Annotated in this window: 14 protein-coding genes and 1 tRNA gene; 14 read left to right on the top strand and 1 reads right to left on the bottom strand. The window is 37.6% G+C overall.

All coding sequences use genetic code 11. The annotated features are described in order from the left end of the window. Positions 1–140: 140 nt before the first annotated feature. The 12 genes from hemW to IGK96_RS07900 all read left to right on the top strand — a co-directional run bounded on the left by hemW (position 141) and on the right by IGK96_RS07900 (position 12,588). Positions 141–1,289, top strand: a complete 1,149-nt coding sequence (gene hemW, locus IGK96_RS07955; RefSeq protein ID WP_002360468.1) for a radical SAM family heme chaperone HemW — start codon at positions 141–143, stop codon at positions 1,287–1,289. Between the two features lie 225 nt (positions 1,290–1,514). Continuing rightward, a complete protein-coding gene (gene hrcA, locus IGK96_RS07950) occupies positions 1,515–2,558 on the top strand; it encodes a heat-inducible transcriptional repressor HrcA (RefSeq protein WP_002357828.1) in 1,044 nt (347 codons plus the stop codon). A 54-nt stretch (positions 2,559–2,612) separates the two neighbouring features. After that, positions 2,613–3,152 (top strand): nucleotide exchange factor GrpE, encoded by a 540-nt coding sequence (gene grpE / locus IGK96_RS07945; protein ID WP_002357827.1) that lies wholly within the window; start codon positions 2,613–2,615, stop codon positions 3,150–3,152. A gap of 59 nt (positions 3,153–3,211) precedes the next feature. Continuing rightward, entirely contained in the window at positions 3,212–5,041 is a 1,830-nt protein-coding gene (dnaK, locus tag IGK96_RS07940; protein ID WP_002357825.1) for a molecular chaperone DnaK, read from the top strand. 114 nt (positions 5,042–5,155) lie between these two features. Then, complete coding sequence (locus IGK96_RS07935) at positions 5,156–5,278, top strand: hypothetical protein (protein ID WP_002357824.1); 123 nt, start codon at positions 5,156–5,158, stop codon at positions 5,276–5,278. Between the two features lie 54 nt (positions 5,279–5,332). After that, complete coding sequence (gene dnaJ, locus IGK96_RS07930; RefSeq protein WP_002357822.1) at positions 5,333–6,502, top strand: molecular chaperone DnaJ; 1,170 nt, start codon at positions 5,333–5,335, stop codon at positions 6,500–6,502. A 238-nt stretch (positions 6,503–6,740) separates the two neighbouring features. Then, entirely contained in the window at positions 6,741–7,475 is a 735-nt protein-coding gene (locus IGK96_RS07925; RefSeq protein WP_085443143.1) for a metallophosphoesterase family protein, read from the top strand. A 97-nt stretch (positions 7,476–7,572) separates the two neighbouring features. Continuing rightward, positions 7,573–9,765: a Tex family protein gene (locus tag IGK96_RS07920; protein WP_033624938.1), complete on the top strand. Its 2,193-nt coding sequence runs from the start codon at positions 7,573–7,575 to the stop codon at positions 9,763–9,765. Between the two features lie 26 nt (positions 9,766–9,791). Further along, entirely contained in the window at positions 9,792–10,253 is a 462-nt protein-coding gene (locus IGK96_RS07915; RefSeq protein WP_002365561.1) for a SprT family protein, read from the top strand. 68 nt (positions 10,254–10,321) lie between these two features. Further along, positions 10,322–10,405: transfer RNA gene (locus IGK96_RS07910), tRNA-Leu, on the top strand. A gap of 287 nt (positions 10,406–10,692) precedes the next feature. Beyond that, the gene (gene tnpA / locus IGK96_RS07905) at positions 10,693–11,136 is read left to right on the top strand and encodes an IS200/IS605 family transposase (RefSeq protein WP_010713340.1); all 444 of its coding nucleotides are present in this window, start codon (positions 10,693–10,695) and stop codon (positions 11,134–11,136) included. A 234-nt stretch (positions 11,137–11,370) separates the two neighbouring features. Continuing rightward, positions 11,371–12,588, top strand: a complete 1,218-nt coding sequence (locus IGK96_RS07900; RefSeq protein WP_002357817.1) for a pyridoxal phosphate-dependent aminotransferase — start codon at positions 11,371–11,373, stop codon at positions 12,586–12,588. A 65-nt stretch (positions 12,589–12,653) separates the two neighbouring features. Here the strand turns inward: IGK96_RS07900 and IGK96_RS07895 are convergent, their stop codons facing one another. Next, on the bottom strand, positions 12,654–12,830 hold the full coding sequence (locus tag IGK96_RS07895; protein ID WP_002357816.1) for a hypothetical protein: 177 nt from the start codon (positions 12,828–12,830) through the stop codon (positions 12,654–12,656). 177 nt (positions 12,831–13,007) lie between these two features. Between IGK96_RS07895 and IGK96_RS07890 the strand changes: the two genes are divergently transcribed. Then, positions 13,008–13,835 (top strand): helix-turn-helix domain-containing protein, encoded by an 828-nt coding sequence (locus tag IGK96_RS07890; RefSeq protein ID WP_002381942.1) that lies wholly within the window; start codon positions 13,008–13,010, stop codon positions 13,833–13,835. A 100-nt stretch (positions 13,836–13,935) separates the two neighbouring features. Then, positions 13,936–15,084, top strand: a complete 1,149-nt coding sequence (gene nagA, locus IGK96_RS07885) for an N-acetylglucosamine-6-phosphate deacetylase (RefSeq protein WP_002357814.1) — start codon at positions 13,936–13,938, stop codon at positions 15,082–15,084. Positions 15,085–15,128 lie beyond the last annotated feature (44 nt).

Genomic DNA, 15,128 nt, shown 5'->3' with positions numbered 1-15,128 from the left:
TGCGAATTTTTTTATGGATTTATTTGTCATTTACAGTTAGTATGGCTAGTAGAGACTTTCCAAAAAGAACGAGCTTTTTGGTAATAAGGAGATAAAACGAGCTAATGACCAAAACAAACCAACTTTCAACTTCAACGCCGATGTTCGATCGGTCGGCCTATATTCATATTCCATTTTGTGAGCATATTTGTTATTATTGCGATTTTAACAAGGTCTTTTTAGAAGGACAACCAGTTGATGAATATATTCAGAGTTTATTAAAAGAAATTCAACTTACGCAAGCATTGTATCCAGAACAAGAAATGAAAACCATCTATATTGGCGGAGGCACGCCAACTTCATTATCAGCGAAACAGTTAGATGTGCTACTAAAAGGGGTTCGCGAACAGCTAACGTTTGATGACCGAAATGAATTTACGGTGGAAGCAAACCCTGGGGATTTAACCCAAGAAAAATTACAAGTCATGAAAAACTATGGCGTCAATCGTCTTTCGATGGGCGTTCAGACATTTGATGATCGCTTGCTCAAAAAAATCGGTCGCAAGCACACCGCCGCAGATGTTTATGAAACAATGAAATTTTTAGAAAAAGAAAATTTTACCAATGTCAGTATTGACTTAATCTATGCTTTACCTGGACAAACATTGGAAAGTTTTCGCGATACTTTGACAAGAGCCTTAGCATTGGACTTGCCACACTATTCGCTTTATTCATTAATTCTTGAAAATAAAACAATGTTCATGAACTGGGTTCGTCAAGGACGGTTACAGCTGCCTGAAGAAGAAATCGAAGCACAAATGTTTGACGAAACGATTGAAGCAATGGAGAAAAAAGGACGTCACCAATATGAAGTCAGTAATTTTGCTTTAACAGGAAAAGAAAGCCAGCATAATCTGGCTTATTGGAATAATGACCACTACTATGGATTTGGCGCAGGTGCCAGCGGCTATCTTGGGCAAACTCGTTACAAAAATCACGGTCCAATCCAACATTATTTGAAACCCTTGCGAGAAAATCAATTGCCAATTGTGGAGACTGAAGAATTAACTCGTCTAAATCAAATAGAAGAGGAGCTATTTTTAGGCTTACGTAAAAAAGTAGGTATTTCTAAACAAAAATTCCAACAAAAATTTCAGGAACCAATTGAAGCGATTTATGGAGAGGTCATTCAACGCTTAATCAAAGAAGAATTATTAATTGAAGAAGCAGATATCTTACGTTTAACGAAAAAAGGACTATTTGTGGGGAATAATGTTTTTGAAGCATTTTTGTTAAGTGAAAAAGAGTAAAAAAATAAAAAAATCATCGAAGTGTGACAAAGCATTTCGATGATTTTTTTATTACAAAAGTTGGTATTGATGGTTTTTGAAGGTGGTTTGCAGTGATTAGCACTCTTGCGTGAAGAGTGCTAAAAAGTTGCGTATTTCCCTTGACAAAAAGGTAAGGACTTGTTATATTAGTATATGTAGTTAGCACTTAGATGTTAAGAGTGCTAATGAAGGGTGGTAATAACGATGATTACAGAAAGACAACAAAATATCTTGAGACTTATCATCCAAAATTACACGAACACGGGCTTACCTGTCGGTTCTAAGAAATTGATGGAGGATGGCATTGCCTCTAGTTCTGCCACAATTCGTAATGATATGAAAGCATTAGAAGAATACGGCTTATTAGCTAAGACCCATTCTTCTTCAGGGCGAATCCCCTCAATGGCTGGTTATCGTTACTACGTGGATCATCTTTTACAACCAACACAAGTAGAAGAGAACGAACTTAGAAGGATCCGTCAATCTTTTGGAAAAGAATTTCATGAGATTAATGATATTATTCGACAATCAGCTGAAATTCTATCAGAATTGACAAGTTATACTGCTTTTTCATTAGGACCTGAAGTGAAAGAACGGAAATTAACCGGCTTTCGAATGGTTCCTTTGAATGATCGGCAAGTCCTTGCTATTATAGTGACAGATAAAGGCAATGTTGAAAACCAAGTATTTGCCATTCCTGCCGCTGTTTCTAGCCAAGATCTTGAAAAAATGACACAAATCATCAATGATAAGTTGGTTGGACAACCTTTGTTGACCGTTTATCATCGTTTGCGGACGGAGATTCCGATGATTTTACATCGCTATTTCCAAACGCCAGAAGGAATGATGAACTTATTCGATGAGATGTTAGGACATGCCTTTGAAGAAAAAGTCTTTGTCGGTGGTCGCATGAATTTGTTAGATTTTGGCATCAAACAAGATATTGAACAATTGAAATCTGTCTATTCCTTTATGCAAAATTCTGATGAGCTGACGCATTTATTAAATGGTTCTGCAACAACAGAAAATCCAATTGTTTTTCGTATCGGCTCAGAAATTGGCAACAATCTCTTAGAAGATATGAGCATGATCACTGCTACGTATGAAGTATCAGGACATGGCAAAGGAACAATTGCCCTGCTAGGACCAACCAGTATGCCGTATTCAAAAATATTCGGTTTGGTAGACACGTTTCGACATGAGCTAGCTTCACAACTAGGTGACTATTACCGTTTTTTAGGTAATTAAGCAAACCTTGTTAGGATAAGAAGTAGATGCATAAAGAGAAAGGAAGTTGCTGAAGTGAGTAAAAAAGAAGAGAAGCAAGAAGAATTACAAGAAGAAATGGAAGCTGTTGATGCTGCTGGCGTTTCTGAAGTAGAAGTTGAAGCAACAGAGATTGAAAATCTTAAAGCAGAGCTTTCCGAAATGGAAGACAAGTTCTTGCGGGCAAGAGCCGAAATTGCTAATATGAGCAATCGAAATAAAAACGAACGAGAATTATTAGTTCGTTACCGCTCACAAGATTTAGGTAAAAAGATTTTACCATCTATTGATAATTTAGAACGAGCAATGGCTATTGAAGTATCAGATGAACAAGGCGAAAGCTTGAAAAAAGGTATTTCGATGGTGCTAGAAAGTATTACTGTGGCTTTAAAAGAAGAAGGAATTGAAGAAATCCCAGCAATGGGTGAAACCTTTGATCCAAATTTACATCAAGCCGTTCAAACAGTCCCTGCTTCTGAAGAAACCCCAGCAGATACCATTGTTGAAGTTCTACAAAAAGGGTACAAATTACAAGATCGTGTGTTACGACCATCCATGGTCATTGTTGCACAATAACAAACGTTAATTAAAAATATATTATTATAGAAAACTAATACAGATTGGAGATATTCACTATGAGTAAAATTATTGGTATTGACTTAGGAACAACAAACTCAGCTGTCGCAGTACTAGAAGGCGGCGAAGCAAAAATTATTGCAAACCCAGAAGGTAACCGCACAACTCCTTCGGTCGTTTCATTCAAAAACGGCGAAATTCAAGTGGGCGAAGTAGCAAAACGTCAAGCTGTTACAAATCCTAACACGATTTCATCTATTAAACGTCACATGGGTGAAGCTGGCTACAAAGTTGATGTTGAAGGAAAATCATATACACCACAAGAAGTTTCTGCAATGATCTTACAATATTTAAAAGGTTTTGCTGAAGACTATTTAGGTGAAAAAGTTGAAAAAGCAGTTATTACAGTTCCTGCATATTTCAACGATGCGCAACGTCAAGCAACAAAAGATGCTGGTAAAATTGCTGGTTTAGAAGTAGAACGGATCGTTAACGAACCAACAGCAGCAGCTTTAGCTTATGGTTTAGATAAAACAGACAAAGATGAAAAAATTCTTGTCTTTGACCTTGGTGGTGGTACATTCGACGTGTCAATCCTTGAATTAGGCGATGGCGTTTTCGATGTATTATCAACAGCCGGTGATAACAACCTAGGTGGGGATGACTTTGATAATAAGATCATTGACTACATGGTTGCAGAATTTAAAAAAGAAAATGGCATTGACTTAGCTAACGATAAAATGGCATTACAACGTTTGAAAGATGCTGCTGAAAAAGCGAAAAAAGACTTATCAGGTGTAACAAGCACACAAATCAGCTTGCCATTTATTACTGCTGGCGAAGCAGGACCATTGCACTTAGAAATGAACTTAACTCGTGCAAAATTTGATGAATTAACAAGTGATTTAGTTGAACGTACAAAAGTACCAGTACGTCAAGCCTTAAAAGATGCTGGATTAAATCCTTCTGAAATCGACGAAGTTATCCTAGTTGGTGGTTCAACACGTATTCCAGCTGTAGTTGAAGCTGTTCGCAAAGAAACAAACAAAGAACCAAACAAATCAGTTAACCCTGACGAAGTAGTAGCAATGGGTGCTGCAATCCAAGGTGGCGTAATCACTGGTGATGTTAAAGACGTTGTCTTATTAGACGTAACACCGTTGTCATTAGGTATTGAAACAATGGGTGGCGTATTTACAAAATTAATTGATCGTAACACTACGATTCCAACAAGTAAATCACAAGTCTTCTCAACTGCTGCTGACAATCAACCAGCTGTTGATATTCACGTTTTACAAGGTGAACGTCCAATGGCCGCTGATAATAAAACATTAGGTCGTTTCCAATTAACAGATATTCCTGCGGCTCCTCGTGGTGTGCCACAAATTGAAGTAAGCTTTGACATTGATAAAAACGGGATTGTAAATGTTCGTGCGAAAGACTTAGGCACTCAAAAAGAACAAACAATCACGATTAAATCTTCTTCAGGTTTATCTGATGATGAAATCGAACGTATGGTAAAAGATGCTGAAGCAAACGCTGAAGCAGATAAACAACGTAAAGAAGAAGTTGACTTACGTAACGATGCGGATGCTTTATTATTCACTGTTGATAAAACATTGAAAGAATTAGAAGGAAAAGTAGACGCTGAAGAAGTGAAAAAAGCAGAAGATGCGCGTGATGAATTAAAAGCAGCCATCGAAGCAAACGATATCGAACAAATGAAAGCAAAACGTGATTCATTGAATGAAATCGTCCAAAACTTAACAGTAAAACTTTACGAACAAGCTGCGCAACAACAAGCACAAGAAAATCCTGAAGCTGCCCAAGGTGGCGCTGATGATGTTGTTGATGCTGATTTTGAAGAAGTAAATGGTGATGACAAATAATCAATAACAATTGATTTTAGGGACTGGATCATTAGTACAATGACTAATGTCCCAGTCCCTTGTCTTTTGTGAGAAAATCAACCACAATCAAGTTAGCAAGAAACTATTTAGGTTTTGAAAGAACTGTGGTATGATTACAACGATGTTAAACAAGCTGAAAATACCTATTCACAGCTAGTAACACTGATTCAAGGTGTGACAGATAATCCAACCAGAGAGACCGAAAGCAATCGATGAATTTGGCTGGTTCTAAACACATTGTAAAGTTTGAAGAAAGTTGGAGGGAAGTCAATGGCGACGAAACGAGATTATTATGAAGTGCTAGGATTAGCAAAAGGTGCTTCAGATGATGAAATTAAAAAAGCATACCGCAAACTTTCCAAAAAGTACCATCCAGATATTAACAAAGAAGCCGATGCGGAAGAAAAATTTAAAGAAGTTTCTGAAGCGTATGAAGTATTAAGTGATCCACAGAAAAAAGCGGCCTATGACCAATATGGCCATGCAGGAACTGATCCTAATTACGGTGGCGGCGCTGGTGGCTTTGGCGGTTTCGGTGGCGGCGGATTTAGCAGTAGTGGTTTTGGTGGATTCGAAGATATTTTCGATTCATTCTTTGGCGGCGGCGGTGGCCGTTCTGTTGATCCAAATGCACCAAGACAAGGCGCCGATTTACAATATACAATTCAATTGAAATTTGAAGAAGCTATTTTCGGTGTCGAAAAAGAGATTAAGTACAATCGAGAAGATACTTGTGCAACCTGTGGCGGTAATGGCGCCAAACCAGGCACACACCCAGAAACTTGTCATAAATGTCATGGCTCTGGAACAATCAATGTTGAACGTCAAACGCCATTAGGTCGTATGATGAGTCGTCAAACTTGTGATGTGTGTCATGGCACAGGGAAAGAAATCAAAGAACCATGTCCAACTTGTCATGGCACAGGTCATGAGAAAAAAGCACATACTGTCAAAGTAAATGTGCCTGCTGGAGTAGAAGACGGCCAACAAATGCGCTTAGCTAACCAAGGAGAAGCGGGTACCAATGGTGGACCATATGGTGATTTATATGTAGTCTTTCGTGTTGAAGATAGTGATATTTTCGATCGAGATGGCGCAGAAATCTACTACGATTTACCAGTAAGTTTCGTCCAAGCGGCTCTAGGGGACGAAGTAACTGTCCCAACTGTTCATGGTGACGTGAAATTAAAAATTCCGGCTGGTACACAAACTGGCACAAACTTCCGCTTAAGAGGCAAAGGTGCGCCACGTTTACGTGGTGGGGGCAATGGTGATCAACACGTGAAAGTGAAATTAATAACACCAAAAAATCTTAATGAAGAACAAAAGGATGCCCTACGAGCTTTTGCAAAAGCTGGCGGACAAAATGTAACTGAACAACAAGAAGAAGGCTTCTTTGATAAAATGAAAGATGCGTTTGGCGGTAAGAAGAAAAAATAAAACAAACGAGTCAGAGACAAAAGCAGTTAGCTCCAAGTGTTCATCACTCTCGAAGGCTAAATTGCAACGAGTAATTGTAGGTGCTGCTTTTGTTCAACTGATTATTTTAAGATTTAGAGAGTGGGACATAAGTCGTTTTGACTTATGTCCTATTTTCTTTTTTTATTTCCAAACATTTTACGAGAATATTTTAAAATTTAGCGTATACTTAATATAAGCAAGTTAGGAGGGCTTATTTATGAAACCATATGTTTATGTAATCAGTGATATTCATGGACAAGCAGATTTGTTTGATGCTTTACTCACAGACTATGATCCAGTCGAGCATCAGCTAGTTTTAATTGGTGATTTAAACGACCGTGGTCCGCATTCTAAAGCCTGTTTTCTCAAAGGAAAAGAACTTGTCGAGCAACACGGCGCTGTTTATTTACGAGGCAATCATGAAGAATATTTTTTGCAGTTTCTTCAAAATCCAGAGGACTGGTTTGCAGGATATGTTCGCAATGGTGGCAAGGAAACAATTGAAAGTCTCTTGCATCCAGGAGCTACTGCAGAATACTCACCAACAGAAATGGCCTTAATGATCCGTAGTCGCTATCCAGAGTTAATTGATTTTTTAACAAAACGACCGCTTTATTTTGAATGGGAGCATTACTTATTTGTGCATGCTGGGGTTGATTTAACGATGGAAGATTGGCGGCAAACAGCACCTAAGGATTTTTTGTGGATTCGCGAACCCTTTCATCAAGTGAAAAATAATACAGGCAAGACCATTGTTTTTGGTCATACCATTACTCCGATGTTACATGGTGATATGCAGACCACGGACCTTTGGCAAAGTGATGGAAAAATTGGGATAGATGGTGGTGCTATTTTTGGTGGCTCTGTACATGGTGTGATTTTTAATGAAAAAGGCATTGTCCAAGATATCGAATATCAAAAACGCACCCCTGCGTGGCAACCAGAATTTTGATTCCTTAATCGTATGAATCAGTTACCTCACTTCTATATTTAGAAGCAAAAATATGCTAAAATAGATAAGTATGCATAAGAAAAGAGGTATCTAGTTAATGGCAGAAGCTTATAACGAAGAAGTAGTAGCGCTACTTCAAAAAGAATTGACAACGTATCGTTCAAAACAAATAACAACGGTTTTAACTTTATTAAATGAAGGAAATACAGTTCCTTTTATTGCCCGTTACCGGAAAGAAATGACTGGAAGTTTAGATGAAGTCCAAATCCGTGAAATAGAAGAACGTTATCATTATTTACAAAACTTGAAAAAGCGGAAAGAAGAAGTTCTCCGTTTAATTGAAGAGCAAGGAAAACTAACAAAAGAACTCAAAACAGATATTCAAAAAGCAGTAAAAATGCAACAAGTGGAAGATTTATATCGACCATATAAACAAAAACGTCGGACTAAAGCGACTATCGCGAAAGAAAAAGGGTTGGAACCATTAGCAGATTGGTTGCTCTCTTTACCTGGAAACGCGGATATCTTAGCCAAAGCGGCTACTTTTATTAATGAAGAAAAAGAAGTTGCAACCGCCGAGATAGCCTTGCAAGGTGCTCATGAAATTTTAGCAGAACGTATTAGCGATGAACCAAAATACCGAACATGGTTACGTGATTATATGGTTAAACATGCGCAATACGTTAGCGTAGTTAAGGACGAAGAAAAAGACGAAAAGCGGACCTATGAAATGTATTACGATTTTGCAGAACCAGTTAGCAAAATGGTGCCGCACCGTGTCTTAGCAACGAATCGTGGTGAAAAAGAAGACATTTTAAAGGTTTCCCTTGTCGCTGATGAAATAAAAATTAATGATTATTTCCAACGTCAACTAATCGGCAAGCAAGCAACAAGTTTAGCTGCTCCATACATTGAGGCTGCTTATTTAGATAGCTATAAACGATTCATTGGACCAGCGATTGAACGGGAGATTCGCAATGAATTAACAGAAAAAGCTGATGAACAAGCGATTGCAATTTTCGGTGAAAATTTACGTAATTTATTATTACAGTCACCACTTAAAGGAAAAGTTGTTCTAGGATTTGACCCGGCTTATCGGACAGGTTGTAAATTAGCAGTTGTCGATGAAACTGGTAAAGTTTTAGCAATTCAAGTGATTTATCCACATAAACCAGCGACTGCTGCGAAACGTGAAGCCGCTGGTCCAGCCTTTAAAAAGATCATTGAAGACTATCAAGTGGACATGGTAGCTATTGGAAACGGAACGGCAAGTCGTGAATCTGAATTGTTTGTGGCAGAGCAATTAAAAGCGGTGAAACGGGACGTCTTTTACGTGATTGTTAATGAAGCAGGGGCTTCCGTTTACTCTGCGAGTGAAGTGGCTCGTAAAGAGTTTCCTGATTTACAAGTCGAAGAACGAAGTGCGGTTAGCATTGCACGTCGTTTGCAAGATCCGTTGGCAGAATTAGTAAAAATTGATCCCAAAGCAGTCGGGGTCGGTCAATATCAGCATGACGTATCGCAAAAACGTCTTGCCGAGCAATTGGATTTTGTTGTGGAAACTGCAGTAAACCAAGTTGGTGTCGATGTGAATACAGCGAGTGCTCAACTTTTACAACATATTTCTGGCTTAAATAAAACAACGGCGCAAAACTTAGTCACTTATCGTGATGAAAATGGTGTCTTTACAGCACGAAATCAAGTCAAAAAAGTACCTCGTTTAGGACCAAAAGCATTTGAACAAGCAATTGGCTTTTTACGAATTCCTAATGGCAAAAATGTGTTAGATAACACTGGCATTCACCCAGAAAGTTATCCAGTAGCACAAGCAATTTTAGAAAAAGCAGAGATTGCTTCTAAAGAATTAGGGACAGCAGAAGCTATCGAAAAATTGAAACAGTTACCAGTGAATCAATTAGCTACTGAGTTAGAAGTAGGTTCAGAAACACTCACGGATATTATTGCTAGTTTAATCCAACCAGGTCGTGATATGCGCGATGAGATGTCAGCACCACTTTTACGTAAAGACGTGTTGACGATGGAAGATTTGAAACCAGGAATGGAAATGCAAGGGACTGTTCGAAACGTAATTGACTTTGGTGCGTTTGTCGATATTGGTGTGAAGCAAGATGGCTTAGTCCACATTTCTAAGTTAAGTCCTAAATTTGTTAAGCACCCAACGGATGTTGTTGCGGTGGGTGATGTAGTCACAGTTTGGGTAGAAGATGTTGACTTGAAAAAGGGGCGTATTAGTTTAACCATGTTGCCTCGTGCTGATAGAAAAGAGTAACAATGAAAGAGTCTCAACCAGTCTTGATGACAGATCAAGCGCTTCAAACGCTAGTGGAAAAAATTTCAATCGTATTTTTTCAGAAACCTTTTCTGCATCAAGCTACATTTAATCGGCGGTTAAAAACTACGGGCGGTCGCTATCATTTAGCTTCGCATCACCTGGATTTTAATCCAACTGTCTTTTTAAAGTATGGACAAGAGGAACTGGAAAAAGTCATTAAGCATGAGTTATGTCACTATCATTTACATTTAGCTGGCAAAGGATATCAGCATAAAGATAAGGACTTTAAAGAGTTATTGGCTAAGACTGGCGGTGCCCGTTACGCACCGCCTCTAGTAGAACGGAAAAAAGCAGTTTTCCATCAGTATCAATGTCAGTCTTGTGGAGAAGTCATCCTCAGAAAACGACGAATTGATACGACACGATATGTCTGCGGAAAATGTCATGGGCGTTTGTCCTGGCAAGCGAAAAAAGAACAAATCTAACAATTCTGGTCTTTGTTATCTTGACAAAGACCAGTAATTATTTTAGGATAAATAAGTGCTCTTAAAATGCAGATGTGTTGGAATTGGCAGACAAGCATGATTGAGGGTCATGTGGACAGATGTCCGTGTGGGTTCGAGTCCCATCATCTGCATCAACTAGTATAACAAGAGGTCGGGACAGAAGTGTTTAACTCCGAGAAATAAGAAGAAGTTGCTTCTGTTCCCGCCGTTTATCAGTTTTTGAGCGTGGAGCAAAAATCCAAAGTGATTTTTGTCCCACGCTCTTGTTTATGACTTTAGTCAGTTGAAATCTCTAAAGAGATTTCGACAAAAAAACCACGCGTACTGCGCGTGGAGGCCAGAGCTTTAGCGATAAAAACTCCTTTCGATATAATAGATAAAGGCTACCAACCGTTATCAAATCGAAAGGAGTTTTTGAATGTCGAACGACGATAAAAGTTTAGCACATACTCGTTGGAATTGTAAGTATCATCTTGTGTTTACACCAAAATATAGAAGAAAAGTAATCTATGGTCAATTAAGGCGAGATATAGGGAAAATACTAAGGAAATTGTGTGAGGTGAAAGAAGTCGAAATCATTGAAGCGCATGCAATGCCCAACCATATCCATATGTTGGTAAGAATTCCACCGAAGTTGAGTGTATCAGGTTTTATGGGTTTCTTAAAAGGAAGAAGTGCAGTAATCATTCATGAACGTCATGCGAATTTAAAATACAATTATGGAAATCGATCCTTTTGGTCAAAAGGCTATTATGTGAGCACTGTAGGACTGAACCAAAAATATATACGAGAACAAGAAGCAGAAGATCGAGTAAGGGATAGTATAAACAAAAGAGAGTATAAAGATCCATTTAGGAAGTAACAGCTAGATAAGAATAGAAAGGTAGCGGTTGGCGGTCTCTAAAAAGCTCCCTTAAAGGGAGCAGCAGGTAGCGAGCCCTTCTAGGGCTATTAAAAAGCCACCCGCTATGCGGGTGGATATTTACTTATTACGGAAAAACCATCAATTTTTTATTAAATTCTGATATTTATTATTGCTTTTTCATTATAGTTGGCGTAACTTTAGAGTATAAATTTGTGAAGCGAGGGAGTCCGTGTGAGAAATTTTAAAAAATCCGATAAATTAAATAACGTAAGTTACGATGTCCGTGGTCCTGTTTTAGAAGAAGCAGAACGCATGCAAGAAGAGGGCATACGTATTTTGAAATTAAATACAGGGAATCCAGCGCCATTTGGTTTTGATGCCCCAAATGAAATTGTGCGCGACATGATTGTGAATGTTCGCGATTCAGAAGGTTATTCCGATTCAAAAGGTATTTTTTCTGCAAGAAAAGCGATTGAACAATATTGCCAATTAAAAAAATTTCCTAATGTAACGATTAATGATATTTACACTGGTAATGGCGTGAGTGAACTAATTACCATGTGTATGCAAGGCTTGTTAAATAACGGCGATGAAGTACTTGTGCCAATGCCAGACTATCCTTTATGGACTGCTTCTGTTTCTTTGGCGGGCGGTACACCCGTTCATTATATTTGTGATGAGCAAGCAGAATGGTATCCAGACATTGATGATATAAAATCAAAAATAACTTCGAATACAAAAGCAATCGTTATTATAAATCCAAATAATCCGACTGGTGCTTTATATCCGAAAGAGTTATTACTAGAAATTGTCGAAGTGGCACGTCAAAATGATTTAATTATTTACTCTGATGAAATTTATGATCGCTTGGTCATGGACGGTTTGGTTCATGTACCGATTGCTACATTAGCACCTGATTTATTTGTCGTAACATTGAATGGTTTGTCAAAATCACATCGAGTGGCAGGCTTTCGATGCGGTTGGATGGTGTTAAGTGGAGATAAATCACGAGTAAAAGGGTATATCGAAGGGCTAAATATGCTTGCTTCCATGCGGTTATGTTCGAATGTGTTGTCACAACAAATCATTCAAACCGCATTAGGCGGCTATCAAAGTGTCGATGATTTACTTTTACCAGGTGGCAGAATTTACGAACAACGAGAATTTATTTACAATGCGATAAATGATATTCCTGGTTTATCAGCCGTGAAGCCTAAAGCAGCTTTCTATATTTTCCCGAAAATTGATACGGCCAAATTTGACATTTATGATGATGAAAAATTTGTTTTAGATTTCTTACACAAACATCATATTTTATTAGTCCATGGTGGTGGGTTCAACTGGCAACAACCCGATCACTTCCGTATTGTTTATTTACCGAAGATGGAAGACTTAAAAACTACAGCAGATAAAATGCGTGAATTTTTAAGTACCTACAAACAAAAATAAAAGAACTACCAAAAAATAGCCTCTAACGAAGCTATTTTTTGGTAGTTCTTGTTTTATCAACAATACTATTCTGCGGTTTCACATGCTTTTTTACTAATAATCATTCGGTTGGTATATTTTTCTTCCATATCAGGACTAGGATTTGCTACTACGATGAGATAAGAATTTTCATACTCCTTCTCCACAAAGCCTGAATAATTTGTTTTTTCCCAAATGAAGTGAACCTTTTTCTCTTCGGCCATACAATAACACTCCTTTTTAATAAAAATGAACCTATTTATTTTCTAAGAAAACCTTAGATAATGTTCTTGCAGTATATTATGCAATAAAGTACAATAAAAGCATAATGCGAATTCGCATATTTTGACAAAATCCCCATTTTGCAAGGAAAATGGCCGATATAAATAGGAGCTATTGTGATGAATTCTTTAGGTGCAGTTATTAAAGAAATTAGAAAAAATAGAAAATTGACACAGAAAATGTTATCAGAAGACATCTGTTCGCAAAGTGTTTTAAGTCGCATTGAAAACAATGAAGAGTTGCCAAACGTTCTCGTAATGCAACAACTTTGTGATCGTTTAGGTGTGACTGTTGACCAGATTATGCGTTATAAATCTGGTGATGTGCACGTTGTTACGTATTCATTTGAAAAAATGGCTGAATATTTTCGCCATAAAAAATATCAATTATTATTAAATTATTTAAAGGAAAATCGTATTGAAGAACAATTGTATTTAGATACGGACTGGCAAAAATATTATTATTATTTAGGTAGTTGTGAATTGTTTGTTCTAAATGATTATGAAAAAGCTATTGCTAGCTTGCGTAAAGGGTTATCTTTCACCTATAAAGCTGATAAGTTAAATGTTTCTGATTTAGAGATTCAATTAATTAGTTGTCTAGGTGCCACTTATGGTTACATGGGCAATCGAGTAGAAGCAGAACGATTTTTAAGTTTGAGTATTCATTATTTTAATCAATTGCCAAATGAACGCAGTAATGCAGAATTAACGAAAATATTTTTTAATTATGCTGATTTCTTATTCAAAAATTATACAGAAAAAGATGCCGAAATTTATGTGGATCAAGGAATTACTTGGGCCCGCAAAAAAAATAGTTATTATTATTTAAGTGAATTATTAAATCTAAAATATTTAGTTTTAATGAGAAAGAATAAACACGAAGAAGCAGAACGTTATCTGAACTTAGCGCAACAAATGAAAAATGTGGAAAGTGGCAATCTTTAAAAAATCCTCAGAATTGCTTAAAAGGTCTACACCATTTCTTGACTTTTGTACTGATTAAGAGTACTTTTGAAGTAAGTAAAATAAAGAAAGAAGGATGAAGATGAAAACATTTATCTTTGCAGACAAGTTCTTTTTAAAAAGCGATGTTAAAGGACCTGGTTATTTAGAAATCACGGATGGTATCTTTGGTAATTATACAAAAGATGAACCGCAAGGGGACGTAAAAATTATTCGTGAGGAAGGCAAATGGATTGCCCCAGGTTTAGTGGATACTCATATTCATGGTTACATGAATCATGACGTAATGGATAACGATGCAGAAGGCATTAAAGTGATGTCTGAAGGCTTATTATCTTGTGGTGTAACTTCATTTTTACCAACGACGTTAACTTCAAGTAAAGAACGTTTAACAGACGTTGCACGTACGATTGGTCAAGTCTACCAAGAAGTACCTGGTGCAAAAATTCAAGGGATTTACTTTGAAGGACCTTTCTTTACTGAAGAACATAAAGGCGCACAAAATCCAAGTTATTTTGGAGATCCAGACCTTGATACATTCCACGAATGGCAAGAAGCTTCAGGCGGAATTATTAAGAAAATTGCGTTGGCACCAGAACGTAATGGTGTGAAAGAATTTGTTGAAACCGTTACAGATGAAGGTGTCGTTGTTGCTTTAGGCCATAGTAATGCGACCTTAGAAGAAGCTGATGTGGCAGTTGAAGCAGGCGCTAGCGTTTTTGTTCATGCATATAATGGGATGCGTGGCTTAAATCACCGTGAACCAGGGATGGTTGGTGCATTGTTAACGTTACAACACGTTTTCTCTGAATTAATTTGTGATGGACACCATGTACATCCGCAAGCGGCTGAAGTATTGATGGAAAAAGCGGGCCATGATCACGTTGCGTTAATTACAGACTGCATGATGGCTGGCGGTATGCCAGATGGCAACTACAATTTAGGTGAATTTCCTGTTGTGGTAGCAGAAGGAACGGCTCGTTTGGATACTGGGAACTTAGCAGGTAGTATTTTAAAACTAAAAGAAGCAATTAAAAATGTAGTTGATTGGGGTATTGCAACACCAGCACAAGCAATTATGATGGCTTCATTAGTTCCTGCGATCAGCTGTAAAATTGATGATCAATGCGGCATGATTGCAAATGGTCGCGATGCTGACTTTATCGTATTAGAACCAACCATGGAATTAGCAGCCACTTATTTAGATGGCGTTGAACGTTATCGAGCATAAGACACAAAAAAAAGCTTGCGGAAATTTTGAACTGACCCAATAAA

Origin of the sequence: Enterococcus sp. DIV0682 (assembly GCF_051712685.1) — a bacterium.
Classification (GTDB): domain Bacteria; phylum Bacillota; class Bacilli; order Lactobacillales; family Enterococcaceae; genus Enterococcus; species Enterococcus faecalis.
Note: the sequence above shows the minus strand (reverse complement) of the source record. Positions and strands in the feature narration are given on the sequence as shown.

Coding starts and splice junctions, on each gene's coding strand:
- IGK96_RS07920 (WP_033624938.1), top strand. CDS start 7,573: ATGGCAGAAGCTTATAACGAAGAAGTAGTAGCGCTACTTCAAAAAGAA.
- hemW (WP_002360468.1), top strand. CDS start 141: ATGTTCGATCGGTCGGCCTATATTCATATTCCATTTTGTGAGCATATT.
- nagA (WP_002357814.1), top strand. CDS start 13,936: ATGAAAACATTTATCTTTGCAGACAAGTTCTTTTTAAAAAGCGATGTT.
- IGK96_RS07915 (WP_002365561.1), top strand. CDS start 9,792: ATGACAGATCAAGCGCTTCAAACGCTAGTGGAAAAAATTTCAATCGTA.
- dnaK (WP_002357825.1), top strand. CDS start 3,212: ATGAGTAAAATTATTGGTATTGACTTAGGAACAACAAACTCAGCTGTC.
- IGK96_RS07925 (WP_085443143.1), top strand. CDS start 6,741: ATGAAACCATATGTTTATGTAATCAGTGATATTCATGGACAAGCAGAT.
- IGK96_RS07895 (WP_002357816.1), bottom strand. CDS start 12,830: ATGGCCGAAGAGAAAAAGGTTCACTTCATTTGGGAAAAAACAAATTAT.
- IGK96_RS07890 (WP_002381942.1), top strand. CDS start 13,008: ATGAATTCTTTAGGTGCAGTTATTAAAGAAATTAGAAAAAATAGAAAA.
- hrcA (WP_002357828.1), top strand. CDS start 1,515: ATGATTACAGAAAGACAACAAAATATCTTGAGACTTATCATCCAAAAT.
- tnpA (WP_010713340.1), top strand. CDS start 10,693: ATGTCGAACGACGATAAAAGTTTAGCACATACTCGTTGGAATTGTAAG.
- dnaJ (WP_002357822.1), top strand. CDS start 5,333: ATGGCGACGAAACGAGATTATTATGAAGTGCTAGGATTAGCAAAAGGT.